Origin of the sequence: Streptomyces sp. NPDC087263, from assembly GCF_044744645.1 — a bacterium.
GTDB lineage: Bacteria > Actinomycetota > Actinomycetes > Streptomycetales > Streptomycetaceae > Streptomyces.
Genome location: NZ_JBIUYT010000001.1, coordinates 109,306 through 123,411, shown reverse-complemented (window position 1 = coordinate 123,411; position 14,106 = coordinate 109,306). Strand labels below are relative to the sequence as shown.

At 70.4% G+C, this 14,106-nt stretch carries 15 protein-coding genes; 7 read left to right on the top strand and 8 right to left on the bottom strand.

Features of this window, described 5'->3' with window-relative positions; genetic code table 11:
* Positions 1 to 28: 28 nt before the first annotated feature.
* Positions 29 to 868, bottom strand: coding sequence for a chitosanase (locus tag ACIPC1_RS00580; protein WP_402512058.1), 840 nt, complete (start codon positions 866 to 868; stop codon positions 29 to 31).
* A gap of 161 nt (positions 869 to 1,029) precedes the next feature.
* Here ACIPC1_RS00580 and ACIPC1_RS00575 point away from each other — a divergent pair, with 161 nt between their 5' ends.
* On the top strand, positions 1,030 to 1,749 hold the full coding sequence (locus tag ACIPC1_RS00575; RefSeq protein WP_402512055.1) for a vWA domain-containing protein: 720 nt from the start codon (positions 1,030 to 1,032) through the stop codon (positions 1,747 to 1,749).
* Positions 1,746 to 2,294: a HutD family protein gene (locus ACIPC1_RS00570; RefSeq protein ID WP_402512053.1), complete on the top strand. Its 549-nt coding sequence runs from the start codon at positions 1,746 to 1,748 to the stop codon at positions 2,292 to 2,294. Before ACIPC1_RS00575 ends, ACIPC1_RS00570 begins: the two co-directional genes overlap by 4 nt.
* Here ACIPC1_RS00570 and ACIPC1_RS00565 read toward each other — a convergent pair.
* On the bottom strand, positions 2,284 to 3,219 hold the full coding sequence (locus tag ACIPC1_RS00565; protein WP_402512051.1) for an aldo/keto reductase: 936 nt from the start codon (positions 3,217 to 3,219) through the stop codon (positions 2,284 to 2,286). The genes ACIPC1_RS00570 and ACIPC1_RS00565 overlap by 11 nt on opposite strands.
* Before the next feature lie 80 nt (positions 3,220 to 3,299).
* Between ACIPC1_RS00565 and ACIPC1_RS00560 the strand changes: the two genes are divergently transcribed.
* A complete protein-coding gene (locus ACIPC1_RS00560) occupies positions 3,300 to 3,635 on the top strand; it encodes a MerR family transcriptional regulator (protein ID WP_402512048.1) in 336 nt (111 codons plus the stop codon).
* Positions 3,636 to 3,693: 58 nt separating this feature from the next.
* On the top strand, positions 3,694 to 5,385 hold the full coding sequence (locus tag ACIPC1_RS00555) for a cytochrome bc complex cytochrome b subunit (RefSeq protein ID WP_402512046.1): 1,692 nt from the start codon (positions 3,694 to 3,696) through the stop codon (positions 5,383 to 5,385).
* Here ACIPC1_RS00555 and ACIPC1_RS00550 read toward each other — a convergent pair.
* Both ACIPC1_RS00550 and ACIPC1_RS00545 read right to left on the bottom strand, forming a co-directional pair.
* Positions 5,360 to 6,586: an acyl-CoA dehydrogenase family protein gene (locus ACIPC1_RS00550; RefSeq protein WP_402512044.1), complete on the bottom strand. Its 1,227-nt coding sequence runs from the start codon at positions 6,584 to 6,586 to the stop codon at positions 5,360 to 5,362. The two genes, ACIPC1_RS00555 and ACIPC1_RS00550, sit on opposite strands and share 26 nt — an antisense overlap.
* Positions 6,586 to 7,731 carry an acyl-CoA dehydrogenase family protein gene (locus tag ACIPC1_RS00545; RefSeq protein ID WP_402512042.1) on the bottom strand — a complete coding sequence of 382 codons (1,146 nt, stop codon included), beginning with the start codon at positions 7,729 to 7,731 and terminating at the stop codon, positions 6,586 to 6,588. Before ACIPC1_RS00545 ends, ACIPC1_RS00550 begins: the two co-directional genes overlap by 1 nt.
* A gap of 127 nt (positions 7,732 to 7,858) precedes the next feature.
* On the opposite strand from ACIPC1_RS00545, the gene ACIPC1_RS00540 reads away from it, so the two are divergent.
* From ACIPC1_RS00540 to ACIPC1_RS00530, 3 genes are all read left to right on the top strand, one after another.
* Complete coding sequence (locus ACIPC1_RS00540; RefSeq protein ID WP_402512040.1) at positions 7,859 to 8,650, top strand: SDR family oxidoreductase; 792 nt, start codon at positions 7,859 to 7,861, stop codon at positions 8,648 to 8,650.
* Between the two features lie 54 nt (positions 8,651 to 8,704).
* Entirely contained in the window at positions 8,705 to 9,316 is a 612-nt protein-coding gene (locus tag ACIPC1_RS00535; protein ID WP_384392179.1) for a TetR/AcrR family transcriptional regulator, read from the top strand.
* A 92-nt stretch (positions 9,317 to 9,408) separates the two neighbouring features.
* Positions 9,409 to 10,566 carry an acetyl-CoA C-acetyltransferase gene (locus ACIPC1_RS00530; protein WP_402512039.1) on the top strand — a complete coding sequence of 386 codons (1,158 nt, stop codon included), beginning with the start codon at positions 9,409 to 9,411 and terminating at the stop codon, positions 10,564 to 10,566.
* Here the strand turns inward: ACIPC1_RS00530 and ACIPC1_RS00525 are convergent.
* From ACIPC1_RS00525 to ACIPC1_RS00510, 4 genes are read right to left on the bottom strand one after another with little or no spacing between them, the layout of a single operon-like run.
* Positions 10,550 to 11,608, bottom strand: a complete 1,059-nt coding sequence (locus ACIPC1_RS00525) for an NAD(P)H-dependent flavin oxidoreductase (protein WP_402512038.1) — start codon at positions 11,606 to 11,608, stop codon at positions 10,550 to 10,552. The two genes, ACIPC1_RS00530 and ACIPC1_RS00525, sit on opposite strands and share 17 nt — an antisense overlap.
* Entirely contained in the window at positions 11,608 to 12,402 is a 795-nt protein-coding gene (locus ACIPC1_RS00520) for a CoA-transferase subunit beta (RefSeq protein ID WP_402512036.1), read from the bottom strand. The genes ACIPC1_RS00525 and ACIPC1_RS00520 overlap by 1 nt, the downstream gene beginning before the upstream one ends.
* Positions 12,399 to 13,304, bottom strand: coding sequence for a CoA transferase subunit A (locus tag ACIPC1_RS00515; protein ID WP_402512033.1), 906 nt, complete (start codon positions 13,302 to 13,304; stop codon positions 12,399 to 12,401). Before ACIPC1_RS00515 ends, ACIPC1_RS00520 begins: the two co-directional genes overlap by 4 nt.
* A complete protein-coding gene (locus ACIPC1_RS00510; protein WP_402512031.1) occupies positions 13,301 to 14,092 on the bottom strand; it encodes an enoyl-CoA hydratase family protein in 792 nt (263 codons plus the stop codon). Before ACIPC1_RS00510 ends, ACIPC1_RS00515 begins: the two co-directional genes overlap by 4 nt.
* Between the last annotated feature and the right edge of the window lie 14 nt (positions 14,093 to 14,106).

Here is a 14,106-nt window from a genome sequence, read left to right as displayed (position 1 = left end):
TACGTGCCCCCCGTACACCTGCCGTCGGCTATGGCACCCGGTACGTCTCCCCGTACACCTGCCACTCCAGCGGCGTGTGCAGGTCGAGGTTTCCGTCGTTCAGGAACTGCCGCTGTGCGGTGTCGATGCGGGTGGTGTCGCGGTGGGCGTTCCTCGACTTCATGGCCGCGCGGCGGATGTCGAGGAAGCGGTCGAGGTACGCCTTCTCCGAACCGCCCTCGGCGGGGGTGTCGGCCTCGGTCGCGGCCCGGGTGCGCAGGCCGTAGAAGCCGGTGGGACCGGTGCCGGGGCCGTGCATGACCATCGCGTCGTAGTAGATGAACTGGCCCAGTGTCCCGAGGCCGTCGAGTTTGGCCAGCCGGACGGCGGGGTCGAAGTAGACGCGGTCCCGTTCGGCGTCCTGGGCCGTGCGGAAGGCCGGAACGCGGGACTCCGTCCGCCAGGCCGCCGGGAAGCCGGGGTCCAGCCCCTCGTGGGAGTCCGTGCCGTCGACCGCGCGCAGGGCGGGGAGGTAGCGGGCGAGCCCGTTGCCGGGGTGGTCCTTCGTGTAGTGCTCCACGAGGACGAGCAGATCGTGGGTGCCGGTGCAGAATCCGATGATGCCCGCGGTGTAGCCCTGGCCGTCGCCGATGTCCTCGATGTAGGCGTACGCGCTGCGCCAGTCCAGCGTGGAGTTCTCGGCACTCGCCACGATCTGCTGGGCCAGTTCCTTCTTGTCGGGGCTGTCGAGGCCGGCGCCGTCCGCGCTCGGCCGGCCGGCCCGCGGGGGCGCGGCGTCGCCCAGGTCCGAGAGGCCCGGCGCCGAGAAGCAGAGCGCTGCGACGACGAAGGGGGAGAGCGCGAGCAGCACGAAACCTGCACGTTTCATGGACCCAGCGTAAGGAGCGGCAGGGGCCTGTCTGGTATGAACCGCCGGACAGGAGGCCGGCGGCGAACGCCGGTGTGTGCCGGGGGAGTGAACTGTCGTGCCTGCCGTCCGTGAGTTAATCTCGGCCTCCCTCAACCCTTGAGCGATGGGAGCCGTCCCGCATGCCCGGAATCAGTCTCACCAAGGTGGAGGAGACGGCGCCCGCGCTGGTCAGTCTGTACAAGAGCGCCGGTGTCTCCCTCACCAAGCACGGGCTGAACGGGCAACGGGCCGCCGTGTACCTGGTCATGGACTACTCGGGGTCGATGAAGCCGTATTACCAAGACGGCAGCATGCAGGCGCTCGCCGACCGGGTGCTGGGGCTCTCAGCGCACCTGGACGACGACGGAACGGTCCCTGTCGTCTTCTTCTCCACCGACATCGACGCGGTCACCGACATCGCCCTCGTCAACCATCAGCGGCGCATCGAGCAGATCGTGTCCGGGCTCGGGCACATGGGCAGGACCAGCTACCACCTCGCCATGGACGCGGTCATCGACCACTACCTCGACAGCGGCGCCAAGGATCCCGCCCTCGTCGTCTTCCAGACCGACGGCGGACCGATCAACAAGCTCGCCGCGGAACGGTACTTGTGCAAGGCGGCGAAGCTTCCGCTGTTCTGGCAGTTCATAGGGTTCGGGGATCCGGGAAGCAGGCAGTTCGAATTCCTGCGCAGGCTGGACGAGCTGGCGGTGCCGCAGAAGCGGGTCGTGGACAACGCCGGTTTCTTTCATGCGGGTTCGGATCCGCGGAAGGTGTCCGACAGTGAGCTGTACGACCGGATCCTCGGCGAGTTCCCGCACTGGCTGGCGGCGGCGCGGGCGCGGGGGATCGTGCAGTGACCGCGCGTCTGCTGTCCGCCGCCGAACGGGTCGCCGTGCCATGGAAGAACGGGGGCGGGGTGACCCGCGAGATCGTCGCCTCGCCCAAGGGTGCGGGCATGGGCGACTTCGTCTGGCGGGTGAGCCTCGCCGAAGTCGGCGCGGACGGGCCGTTCTCCGCCTTTCCCGACGTCGACCGCACCCTGACCGTCGTCGCGGGCGCGGGCATGGAACTGACCGTGGACGGGGAGCGGCGGCTCGTCAACTCCCCTTACGAACCACAGGACTTCCGCGCTGACGTCCCCACCGACTGCCGACTGCTCGACGGCCCGGTCGTGAACCTCAACGTGATGTGGCGCCGAGGCGGCGGTCGTACGCCCCCGACGGTCGCCGTGGTGCACGGCCGGCTGTCCCTCCCCGCCGCGCCCTCCCTGATCGTCGCCCTCGACGGACCCGCCGAGGTGGCCGGGCTGACTCTCCGGCCGTACGACGCCGCGTTGTTGACCGGTGAAGGCGCGGTGCTGCGCGCGCGGGGCCGTACCGCCGTGATCGGTCCTACTCCGTAGAGCCGAGCGGCGCGTTCTGCGACAGGCGGGCGAACTGGTCCTTGGAGAGGGTGACTTGGTGAGCGCCCAGATTCTCCTCCAGGTGCGTGAGTGAGGTCGTACCGGGGATGGGGATCACGTTGGGGGCGCGGTGCAGCAGCCAGGCGAGGGCCGTCTGCGCCGGGCTCGCGCCGAGTTCGCGTGCCACTTCTGCGACCGGGCTGCCCGGCCCCGCGTGGTCTCCCATCGCGATCGGGAAGAAGGGCAGGAAGGCGATTCCCTTCGCGGTGGCGTGGTCGAGTACGGCGTCGTGGTCCCGTGCGGCCAGGTTGTAGAGGTTCTGCACGCTCGCGATGGGTGCGACCGCCGAGGCTTCCTCGATCTGCTCGACCGTGACCTCGGAGAGGCCGAGGTGCCGGACCTTGCCTTCGTCCTGGAGCTGCTTCAGGGCACCGATCTGTTCGGCGAGCGGGTAGTCGGGGTCGATGCGGTGCAGCTGGAGCAGGTCGATGCGGTCGGTGCGCAGTCGGCGCAGGGAGAGTTCGGCCTGCTGGCGCAGATAGGCGGGGTGGCCGAGCGGAATCCACTCCGTGGGAGACGGCCGGGCCACGCCCACCTTGGTGGCGAGGGCCACCTCGCCCGGATACGGACTCAGGGCCTCGGCCACCAACTCCTCGCCGGCCCCGAGCGCATACGCGTCCGCCGTGTCGAAGAGCGTGACGCCTAGGTCGACCGCCCGCCGCAGCACGGCGATCGCGCCTTCGCGGTCGACGGGTGCACGCCAGATGTGGGCGTTGCCTCCGGTCGGATCGCCGGGGCCGTCGGCCAGGCGCATCGTGCCGTAGCCGATCCGCCGGACGGGAAGATCGCCGCCGAGGGTGAACGTTGTGTGGGACAAGGAGTTCGTCGCGGTGCTGGTTGTGGTGTTCGTCGCGGTGTTCGTCATGACCGTGAGGCTAGGAGCTCACATGGATGTGAGTTTCAAGAGGATGTGAGGGGCATCACATGAGAATGGGTGATGGAGGTATGAGGATCGGCGAGCTGTCGGTCAGGACGGGCGTCAGCGTGCGGCTGCTGCGTTACTACGAGGAGCAGGGTCTCCTCGACACGCGGCGTACGCCCGGCGGGCACCGCTCGTACGACGCCGACGCGCCCACCGCCGTACGCGGCATCCGGCTGCTCCTCGACGCGGGGCTGCCGACGCGCGTCATCCGTGAGGTGCTGCCCTGTGTCGAGGACGACGGCACGACCGTCGGCGACTGCATGGCCGACCGCCTGCGCGGGCGGCTGTGCGAACTCGACGCCAGGATGACGGAGTTGGCGGAGAAGCGGGCTTCGCTGGTCTCCCTGCTCGACTCGTGACGCCCCGTTGGCTTCGCCGGGACGTCGTGCCACCCTGGGGTGAGCCGAGGAGCGGCCTATGGATGACGCGCGAGAGAGCAACTCCGGGAGCAGTGCGGGGACTTCGGGGAACGCGCGGAGAGCCGGCACCTCGCCGCCCGGACGGCCCGCCGAGGTCGGCAAGGGAGAACGGTTCGCGGACTGGGCCGACGGCCGGCTCGGGCTGTACGCGCAGGCCAGGACCAATCTGCGCAAGGTCTTTCCCGAGCACTGGTCGTTCATGCTGGGCGAGGTCTGCCTCTACAGCTTCCTCATCCTGATCCTCACCGGGATCTACCTCACGCTGTTCTTCGAGCCGAGCGGCGTAGAGGTCGTCTACAACGGCTCGTACGAACCGCTCAACGGCGTCCTCATGACGCGGGCGTACGAGTCCACGCTCGACATCAGCTTCGACGTACGCGGCGGACTGCTGATCCGGCAGATCCACCACTGGGCGGCACTCGTGTTCGTCGCCGGGATGCTCGTGCACATGATGCGGGTGTTCTTCACCGGCGCGTTCCGCAAGCCGCGCGAGGTCAACTGGGTGTTCGGCTGGACCCTGTTGATGCTCGGCCTCATCACCGGACTGACCGGCTACTCACTCCCCGACGACCTGCTCTCCGGCACCGGCGTCCGCTTCGCGCAGGGCGCCATCCTGTCGATCCCGGTGGTGGGGACGTACCTCTCCTTCTTCCTCTTCGGAGGGGAGTTCCCGGGCCACGACATCATCCCGCGGTTCTTCCCGATCCACGTACTCCTGCTGCCCGGGATCATGCTGGGCCTGGTGGTCGTCCATCTGATCCTGGTCTTCTACCACAAGCACACGCAGTATCCCGGGCCCGGACGGGAGGAGAAATCCGTCGTCGGCATGCCGTTCATGCCGATCTACGTGGCCAAGGCGGGCGGCTTCTTCTTCCTCGTCTTCGGGGCGCTGTCGATGATGGGGGCGATCGCGACGATCAACCCCGTGTGGGCCTTCGGCCCCTACCGCCCGGATCTGGTGACGACCGGCGCACAGCCCGACTGGTACCTCGGCTTCTCCGAGGGACTGATCCGGGTGATGCCGGGATGGGAGATCAACGGCTGGGGCCACACACTCCAGTTGGGCGTCTTCATCCCCTTCATGCTCTTCCCGCTGGTCATGACGGCCATCCTCGTCTATCCGTTCATCGAGGCCTGGATCACCGGGGACAAACGCGAGCACCACCTGCTGGACCGGCCGCGCAACGCGCCCACCCGCACGGGACTCGGCGTGGCCTGGCTGAGTCTGTACGGGGTGCTGCTGATCGGCGGCGGCAACGACATCGTGGCCATGCATCTGTACCTGTCGATCAACACGATCACGTGGTTCGTGCGGATCGCCTTCTTCGCCGTGCCGGTACTCGCCTTCGTCGTCACACGGCGGATCTGCCTGGGGCTACAGCGCGGGGACCGCGACAAGGTGCTGCACGGGCGGGAGTCGGGCATCATCAAGCGGCTGCCGAACGGCGAGTTCGTCGAGGTGCACGAACCGCTCACGCAGGAACAGCGGTTCGCGCTCACCCAGCACGAGCAGGCGCCGCCGTACGAAGTGGGTCCGCTCGTCGACGCGAACGGTGTCACCCGCCGCGTCGGCCCCTCCCATCGACTGCGCGCACGGCTCGCCCGCGCCATGTACGGGCCCGGCACGCAGATCCCGAAGCCGACGGCCGAGGAGTACCGGGAGCTCACGAGCGAGGATCACCACCACTGAGAGCGCCGAGGACTACCGCTCTGCACTCGGCCGGGCTGCCCCAGGCGGTGCGCAGGGCGCGGGCCTTGGTGAGCCAGAGGGACAGGTCGTACTCGGCCGTGTAGCCGATCGCGCCGTGCAGTTGGAGCGCCGTACGGGCGGTGGCGTACGCCGCCTCACCGGCCGTGACCTTGGCTGCGGCGACGTCCGCCGGTTCCATGGACAGCGCCGCCCCGAAGAGCAGCGGCCGCGCGAACTCCAGGGCGATCTTCGCGTCCGCGAGCTGGTGCTTGACGGCCTGGAACGAGCCTATGGGGACGCCGAACTGGGTGCGCTGTCTGACGTACTCCACTGTTCTGTCGAGAAGGGCGAGGCCCACACCGAGCGCTTGGGCGGCTGTGGCGAGACGGGCCCAGGTGAGCGCCTGGGCGGCGGCATGGGTCACCTGGGGGCCGGTGGCGAGGAGTTCGCCGCCGGGGCGAAGGCGGGGGAGGGTGAGTCGGCGGGCGGGGTCGAGGGAGGGGCGCGAGGCGTCCGGACCGGTGACGCCTGTTGTCGGGTGGGGTTTTGGGTGTGCGGTGGTGTCTCGTAGCGTCAGGTGGAGCTCGGGGTGTGCGGCGGTGGTGGCTGTCGGCGGGCGGAGCTCTGGGCGTGCGGTGGTGTCTCGTGCCGGCAGGTGGAGTTCCGGGTGTGTGGCGGCGGTGGTGGCTGTTGGCGGGTGGGGTTTTGGGTGTGCGGTGGTGTTCCGTACGGCCAAGTGCAGTTCCGCCGCTTCGGCGTCCAGGAGGAATGGTCCGCCGCCCGGCAGGGCGACCGTCGCCAGTGCCTCTCCCGAGGCGAGTGGCGGTAGGAGGCGCTTGGCGGGGCCCGATTCGCCGAGCGCCGATTCGCCGAGTCCCGATTGGCTGAGTCCCGGCTCGCCGAGTTCGGTGAGTAGCGTGGCCGCTGCCACCGTCTCCACCAGCGGGCCCGGGACTCCGTGGCGGCCCAACTCGACGAAGGCGACGGCCAGTTCCACGGGGAGGGGGCCGAGGCCCTCGTACGCCTCCGGTATCGCCAGTGCGAACACGCCCGCGTCGGCGAGGCGGGACCACAGGGCGCGACCGGGGGCGCGGTCGCCCGTGGCCCACGCGCGGATGACCGTCGGTGTGTCCGCCGCCGTCAGCAGGGCGTTCAGGGAGTCGGCGAAGGCGCGCTGCTCGGGGTCGAGGAGGAAGCGCATCAGCGGCGGCCCTTCGGGAGGCCGAGGAGGCGCTCGGCGATGATGTCGCGCTGGATCTCGTTGGTGCCGGCGTAGAGAGGTCCGGCGAGGGAGAAGACATAGCCCTCGGACCAGTCGGTGTCCGCCAACTCGCCTTCCGGGCCCAGCAGATCGAGTGCCGTCTCGTGCAGCGCGATGTCGTACTCCGACCAGAAGACCTTGTTCAGGCTGGACTCCGGGCCGATCGGCTCCCCGGCGGCGAAACGGGAGGCACCCGCGTAGGTGAAGAGCTGGTAGGCGCGGGCGCCGATCACCGCGTCGGCCACCCGGTCGCGCAGCGCCGTGTCCGAGGGGTCGGCGTGGGCGCGCCACAGGGCGGCCAGCCGGTCGGCGGCGGCCAGGAAGCGGCCCGGCGAGCGGAGCGTCAGACCGCGTTCGTTCCCCGCCGTCGACATGGCGACCCGCCAGCCCTGGCCCACCTCGCCGATCACGTCCTCGTCGGGGACGAAGACGGAGTCCAGGAAGAGTTCGGCGAAGGCCGGCTTGCCGTCCAGGCGGCCGATCGGGCGGACCGTCACGCCCGGTGCGCGCAGGTCGAACATCAGGTAGGTGAGGCCCTGGTGGGGCCTCGGGGTGTCCGGTTCGCTGCGGAACAGTCCGAACGCGCGGTCCGCGAAGGCCGCCCGCGACGACCAGGTCTTCTGGCCGCTCAGCAGCCAGCCCCCGTCGGTGCGCACCGCGCGGGAGGTGAGCGAGGCAAGGTCGGAACCGGCCTCGGGTTCGGACCAGGCCTGCGCCCAGACGGTCTCGCCCGTGGCCATCGACGGCAGTACCCGCGCGCGTTGCTCCTGCGTCCCGTGGTCGAAGAGGGTGGGGGCCAGCAGGTTGATGCCGTTCTGGCCGACCCGGCCCGGCGCGCCCGCCGCGTAGTACTCCTCCTCGAACACCAGCCACCGCACGATGTCCACACCCCGGCCGCCGTACTCCGCCGGCCACGACACCACCGACCAGCGGGCCGCGGCGAGTTCGGCCTCCCACGCGCGGTGCGCGGCGAAGCCCTCCTCGGTCTCCAGGGAGGGGAGGGGGGCGGGCGGCACGTGGGCGGCCAGCCAGGCCCGGGCCTCGGTGCGGAAGGCCTCGTCGGCGGGGGAGTGGGCGAGGTCCATGGGCAGCACCCTTCGGGGTCTTCGGGGGGAAATCCCTCCGGTGCCTCCGGTGCCTCCCTGGCCTTCTAGGGGGAACCCTTCGGCGGCAAGCTTCCCTAACAAGTGTTTGGTAGGTTAGCGTGGGGCCATGAGCGACGTCGAGAGTCCGGCGTACGTATCCGGGCACGGGCTGCTGAAGGGGCGTACGGCCGTCATCACCGCCGCGGCCGGTGCCGGCATCGGCGGAGCCGCGGCGCGCAGGTTCCTCGAAGAGGGCGCCCGGGTGCTGATCAGCGACGCGCACGCGCGGCGGCTCAAGGAGAGTGCCGAGGTCCTGGCAGGCGAGTTCGGTGCCGCGAATGTCGCCGCGCTGCCTTGCGATGTCACCGACGAGGACCAGGTCCAGGCCCTCTTCGACGCCGCTCCGGAACTGCACGGCGGTCTGGACATCGTCGTCAACAACGCCGGTCTCGGCGGTACTTCGGACCTCGTCGACATGACCGACGAGCAGTGGTCGAGGGTGCTCGACGTGACCCTGGGGGGTACCTTCCGGTGCACCCGCGCGGCCCTGCGGGCACTCAAGGCGCAGGGCGGTGGCGGCGTCGTCGTGAACAACGCCTCCGTCGTCGGCTGGCGCGCCCAGGCCGGGCAGGCGCACTACGCCGCCGCGAAGGCCGGGGTCATGGCGCTCACCCGGTGCGCGGCGATCGAGGCCGCCGCCTACGGGGTGCGGGTCAACGCCGTCTCCCCGAGCCTCGCCATGCACCCGCACCTCGCGAAGGTGACCACACCGGAACTTCTCGAGGAGCTGACGGCCCGCGAGGCGTACGGGCGGTACGCCGAGCCCTGGGAGGTGGCCAACGTGATCGTGTTCCTGGCGTCCGGCTACTCCTCGTACATGACCGGCGAAGTCGTGTCCGTCAGCAGTCAGCACGCGTAGGGGCGGGGCGGCCGGCATGCGTGGATACGAGGGCCACGGGACCACAATGGGCCCGTGCCTACCAAGAAGAAGCCCCAGGTGACCGCCTCGCCCGAGCGGCGCCGCGAACTGCTCGACACGGCCGCCGAGGTCTTCGCCGAGCAGGGCTACAACGCCACCACCGTACGCAAGATCGCGGATCAGGCCGGAATGCTCGCGGGCAGTCTCTATTACCACTTCGACTCCAAGGAATCGATGCTGGAGGAGATCCTGCGGACGTTCCTCGACGAGCTCTGGGACGGGTACGACACCGTCCTGGGCGCCGAGCTGGGCCCCCGGGAAACCCTGGAGGCCCTGGTCACCGAGTCCTTCCGGGAGATCGACCGGCACCGCGCCGCCGTCGCGATCTACCAGAAGGAGTCCAGGCACCTCGCCGTGCAGCAGCGGTTCGCGTTTCTCGCCGAGTCGCAGCGCAACTTCGAGAAGGCGTGGCTGAGCACGCTGGAGCGCGGTGTCGCCGCCGAGGTCTTCCGGGCCGACCTCGACATCCGGCTCACCTACCGGTTCGTGCGCGACACCGTGTGGGTCGCCGCGTCCTGGTACCGGCCCGGTGGGCACCACAGTCCGGAGGAGATCGCCCGGCAGTACCTGTCGATGGTCCTCGACGGGATCTCTGTACGCGAGTAACCCCATGTCCGTGAGCTCCATGTCGGTGAGCTCTATATCCGCGAGCCCCATGTGCGTGAGCCCCATGTGCGCGTGTCCCTGAGGGAGTTGTCATGGCCGAGGCCTACATCGTCGAAGCGGTCCGTACGCCCGTCGGGCGGCGCGGGGGAGGCCTGAGCGGCGTCCACCCGGCCGACCTCGGCGCGCAGGTACTGGGCGCACTGGTCGAGCGTTCGGGCGTGGACCCGGCCGCCGTCGAGGACGTCGTCTTCGGGTGCCTCGACGCGGTCGGGCCGCAGGCCGGGGACATCGCCCGCACCGCCTGGCTGGCGGCCGGACTGCCCGAGGAGGTGCCGGGGGTCACCGTCGACCGGCAGTGCGGGTCCTCCCAGCAGGCCGTGCACTTCGCCGCCCAGGGCGTCCTGTCCGGCACCCAGGACCTGGTGGTCGCGGGCGGCGTCCAGAACATGAGCCAGATACCCATCGCCTTCGCCTCCCGTCAGGCCGCCGAGCCGCTCGGCCTGACGCAGGGCCCCTTCGCGGGCAGCGAGGGCTGGCGGGCGCGCTACGGCGACCGGCCCGTCAACCAGTTCCACGGCGCCGAGCTGATCGCCGCCAAGTGGGGCTTCAGCCGCCGCGACCAGGAGGAGTTCGCCCTCCGCTCCCACCAGCGGGCGGTCCGCGCCATCGACGAGGGCCGCTTCGCACGCGAGACCGTCCCCTACCGAGACGTCACGGTCGACGAGGGCCCGCGCCGGGACACCTCGCTGGAGAAGATGGCGGGCCTGAAGCCCGTCATCGACGGCGGTACCGTCACCGCCGCCTGCTCCTCCCAGGTCTCCGACGGCGCCGCCGCCATGCTCCTCGCCTCCGAGCGGGCCGTACGGGAACACGGGCTGACCCCGCGCGCCCGCGTGCACCACCTCTCCGTACGCGGCGAGGACCCCATCCGGATGCTGACGGCCCCCATCCCGGCCACCGCCCACGCCCTCAAGAAGACCGGCATGTCCATCGGCGACATCGACCTCGTCGAGATCAACGAGGCCTTCGCCCCGGTCGTCCTCGCCTGGCTCAAGGAGACCGGCGCCGACCCGGCCAAGGTCAACGTCAACGGCGGCGCGATTGCCCTCGGCCACCCACTGGGCGCCACCGGCGTAAAACTGATGACAACCCTCCTGCACGAACTGGAGCGCACCGGCGGGCGGTTCGGGCTCCAGACCATGTGCGAGGGCGGCGGCCAGGCAAACGTGACGATCATCGAACGGCTCTGAGCAGCTCCAAGGACTTCAAGGTCTCCTCCGCCTCGGCCATCACCCGGTCCACCAGCTCCGCGCATGACGGCAGGTCGTCCATCACCCCGGCGACCTGCCCGCAGGACATCACTCCGAGGTCGGTTCGGCCGTCCACCATGGCGGATCTGAGGAGCATCGGGGTGTTGGCCGCGAGCAGCACCTGGCTCCAGGACAGGTCTCTGCCGTGCTTCATCGCGAGGCCGTCGCGGATCATGGCGGGCCAGGAGAGGCCGGATATCTTGCGGAAGTGGGCGGCCCGGCGGACGGCGTGGGCCAGGACTCTTGTGCGGCCGGACTTCTCCAGGGAGTTGACGAGGTCGGTACGCAGCATGCGGTGCGGGAGGCCGTCTACGGCCGTCGTGACCGTGACGTCCTTGACCGTCGCCGCCAGGTACCGCGCCTTCACCGCGTCGGGGACCGTCGAGTCGGAGGTCAGCAGGAAACGCGTGCCCATGGCGACGCCTGCCGCGCCGAAGGCCAGCGCGGCCACCAGCCCCCGCCCGTCATGGAAACCGCCCGCCGCCACGACCGGGATGGCGACCGCGTCCACCACCTGCGGCAGCAGCACGGTCGTCGCGACCTCGCCGGTGTGCCCGCCGCCCTCGCCGCCCTGCACGATCACCGCGTCGGCGCCCCAGGCGGCCACCTTCTCGGCGTGCCGGCGCGCTCCGACGGAGGGGATGACGACCACGCCCGCGTCCTTCAGCTCCGTGATCAGCGCGCGGGAAGGGGCGAGCGCGAAGGACGCCACGCGTACGCCTTCGTCGATGATGATCCGCACCCGGTCGCCCGCGTCCCCCGCGTCGGCCCGCAGATTCACGCCGAAGGGCGCGTCCGTGCGGGACCCGACCTCCCGTACGGCGTCCCGCAGTTGGTCGAGGGTCATCGTCGCGGACGCCAGGATGCCCAGTGCGCCCGCGTTCGCCGTCGCGGAGACCAGACGGGGGCCCGCCACCCAGCCCATGCCGGTCTGCACGATCGGGTGGCGGACACCGACCAGCCGGGTGAGCGCGGTGTCCATCAGCGACTCCCTGTACCGGTGGTCCCGGTGGTCCCGGTGGTCCCGGTGGTCCCGGCGCGGGCCGCGCCGGGCACCTCACGGTCCCGCGTGCCCTTCGGGTCGATGACCTCGCGGATCAACTTCAGCTCCGCCGGGGACGGTTCGCGGGTGTACGGAACTTCGGCGGGCACGTGCAGCTCGAAGCCTGTCGCTTCCCCGACCTGTTCGACCGTGACGCCGGGGTGCAGCGAGGCAAGGCGCATCGAGTGGTCGGAGGTGGCGAAGTCGAAGACGCCGAGGTCGGTCACCACGCGCGGGATGCGGTGGAAACGGGTGGCGCTCGGGCCCGCGGCGGCGGCACGGTCGTACCCCACACCGCACACCATGTCGACCTTCCCGACGAACACGCGCGGGGAGTGCTTCGGGATCCAGTAACTGGTCGGGTTGTTGAGGGTGTTGACCGGTGCGCCGCGCACGCCGAGCAGCTGGCGCCGGGGCCGGTCCCAGTCGCCGACGCAGGAGATGTTCTGGTTGCCGAAGCGGTCGATCTGGTTCGCGCCCATCATCACGTGCCGACGCCCGCCGGTCACCATCGTCAGATGCTGTCGGTACGGCAGCCAGCCCTCCGGCGTTCCGTCGAGCCCTACCAGCATTGCCTCGCCGTCGGTCAGCAGCAGTTCGGGGGAGAAGGTGCGCTTGGCGAGACGCGCGCCGATGGACGGAATCAGTCCCATGGGACTGGCGAGCACCTCGCCGTTGTCCCGCCAGGCTTCGGCGCAGGCGATCACGCAGTACTCGGCCAGGGTCGGGCTCACTGGTCCTGCTCCTTCTGCCAGGCCTGGACGGCGCTCTGGTAGGCGTGTTCGTCGCCGCCGAGGAACCGCTCGGCGAACTCGGCGTACGGCGTGGTCGCGTACAGCTTCTGGAAGGCCTCGTCGCGGCCGTGGTCCGGGGCGCAGGACGTGAAGTGCGCGCCGTTCGGCGCCTCGACGACACCCGTCACGCTCGACCGCTTGAGCAGCAGGGTCTGCGGCGCGGCCTCCTTGGTCAGCTCCGCCGTGTCGACGACGCGCTCGCAGGAGACGTAGGCCGCGTCGGCCGCCTCGCAGAACAGGTCGTCGAAGTACGGGTCCGGGCCCAGGTACTGGCCGTTGCCCAGCCGGTCCGCGCGGTTCATGTGGACCAGGGCCGCGTCCAGGCGGAGGGCGGGCATGGCGACGAACTCCTCGCGGATGCCCGAGGGCCCGCCCGGCGCCTCTGATGGCGTGGCGCCCACGGTGAAGTCGTCGGCGTACGGCGAAGTGACCTTCCGCAGGGCGGGGTTGACCCGCATCACGTCCGAGCCGAGCCCGGCACGCACCGGCAGGAACGGCAGCCGGTTCGCGGCGGCGTGCAGTCCCCACATGAACATCGCCTCGTCGACCTCCATCAGCTCGAAGGCCCCGCTCTCGCGCGCCGCGCGGTAGTGCGGTTCGAGCGGGATCGAGTCCAGGGTCACGAACGCGGTCACCAGCTTCCGGATCCGGCCGGCGGCGGCGAGCAGACCCACGTCCGGGCCGCCGTACGAGACGACGGTGAGATCGGTGATCTCGGACCGGAGCAGTGCTCTCACCAGGGCCATCGGTTTGCGGCGTGAGCCCCAGCCGCCGATGCCGAGCGTCATCCCGCTCTCCAGACGGCCCACTGCCTGCTGGGCCGACATGGTCTTGTCGCTCACCGGGTGGCCTCCTTGCCGAACTCGTCGAATTCACCGGACCTGCCGAAGGTGTCGCGGACGCCTTCGGCCACCCCGCTGAGGCCGGCCTCGAAGGTGAAGCCCTGCTCGAAGCGGTAGCTGCGGCGCACGTCCACCGGATCGATTCCGTTGATGGCGGCCTTGGCGAGCCGCAGGAGACGGCCGTCCTTCGCGGCGATCTCCCGGGCCAGCTCCAGTGCGGCCGCGCGCAGTTCGGTGCGCGGCACGACCTTCCACACCGAGCCGTGCGCGTGCAGCTCGGCCGCGGTCGCGGTGCGCGAGGTGTAGTACAGGACGCGCATCAGGTGCTGCGGCACCAGACGGGCCAGATGGGTGGCCGCACCGAGCGCCCCACGGTCCAGCTCGGGCAGCCCGAAGGTCGCGTCCTGGCTCGCCACGATCGCGTCCGCGTTGCCGACGAGACCTATCCCGCCGCCCAGACAGAAGCCCTGCACCGCCGCCACCACCGGCACCTCGCACTCGTACACCGCCGCGAACGCCTCGAAGCAGCCCCGGTTCGCGCCGATGAGCACGCCATGACCTTGCGTACGGCCGGCGGTGTCCCGCTGTATCTCCTTGATGTCCACGCCCGCGTTGAAACCGCGGCCCTCGGCCGTCAGCACGACACAGCGGGTCCCGGGGTCACGGCCCGCCGCGCGGACGGCGTCGGCCAGGTCGAACCAGCCCCGCACGGGCAGCGCGTTCACCGGCGGGAAGTCGACCGTGACGACCGAGATCCCCTTTTCCGGGTTCGAGGTGGAGACACCCATGGGCACATCAGCTA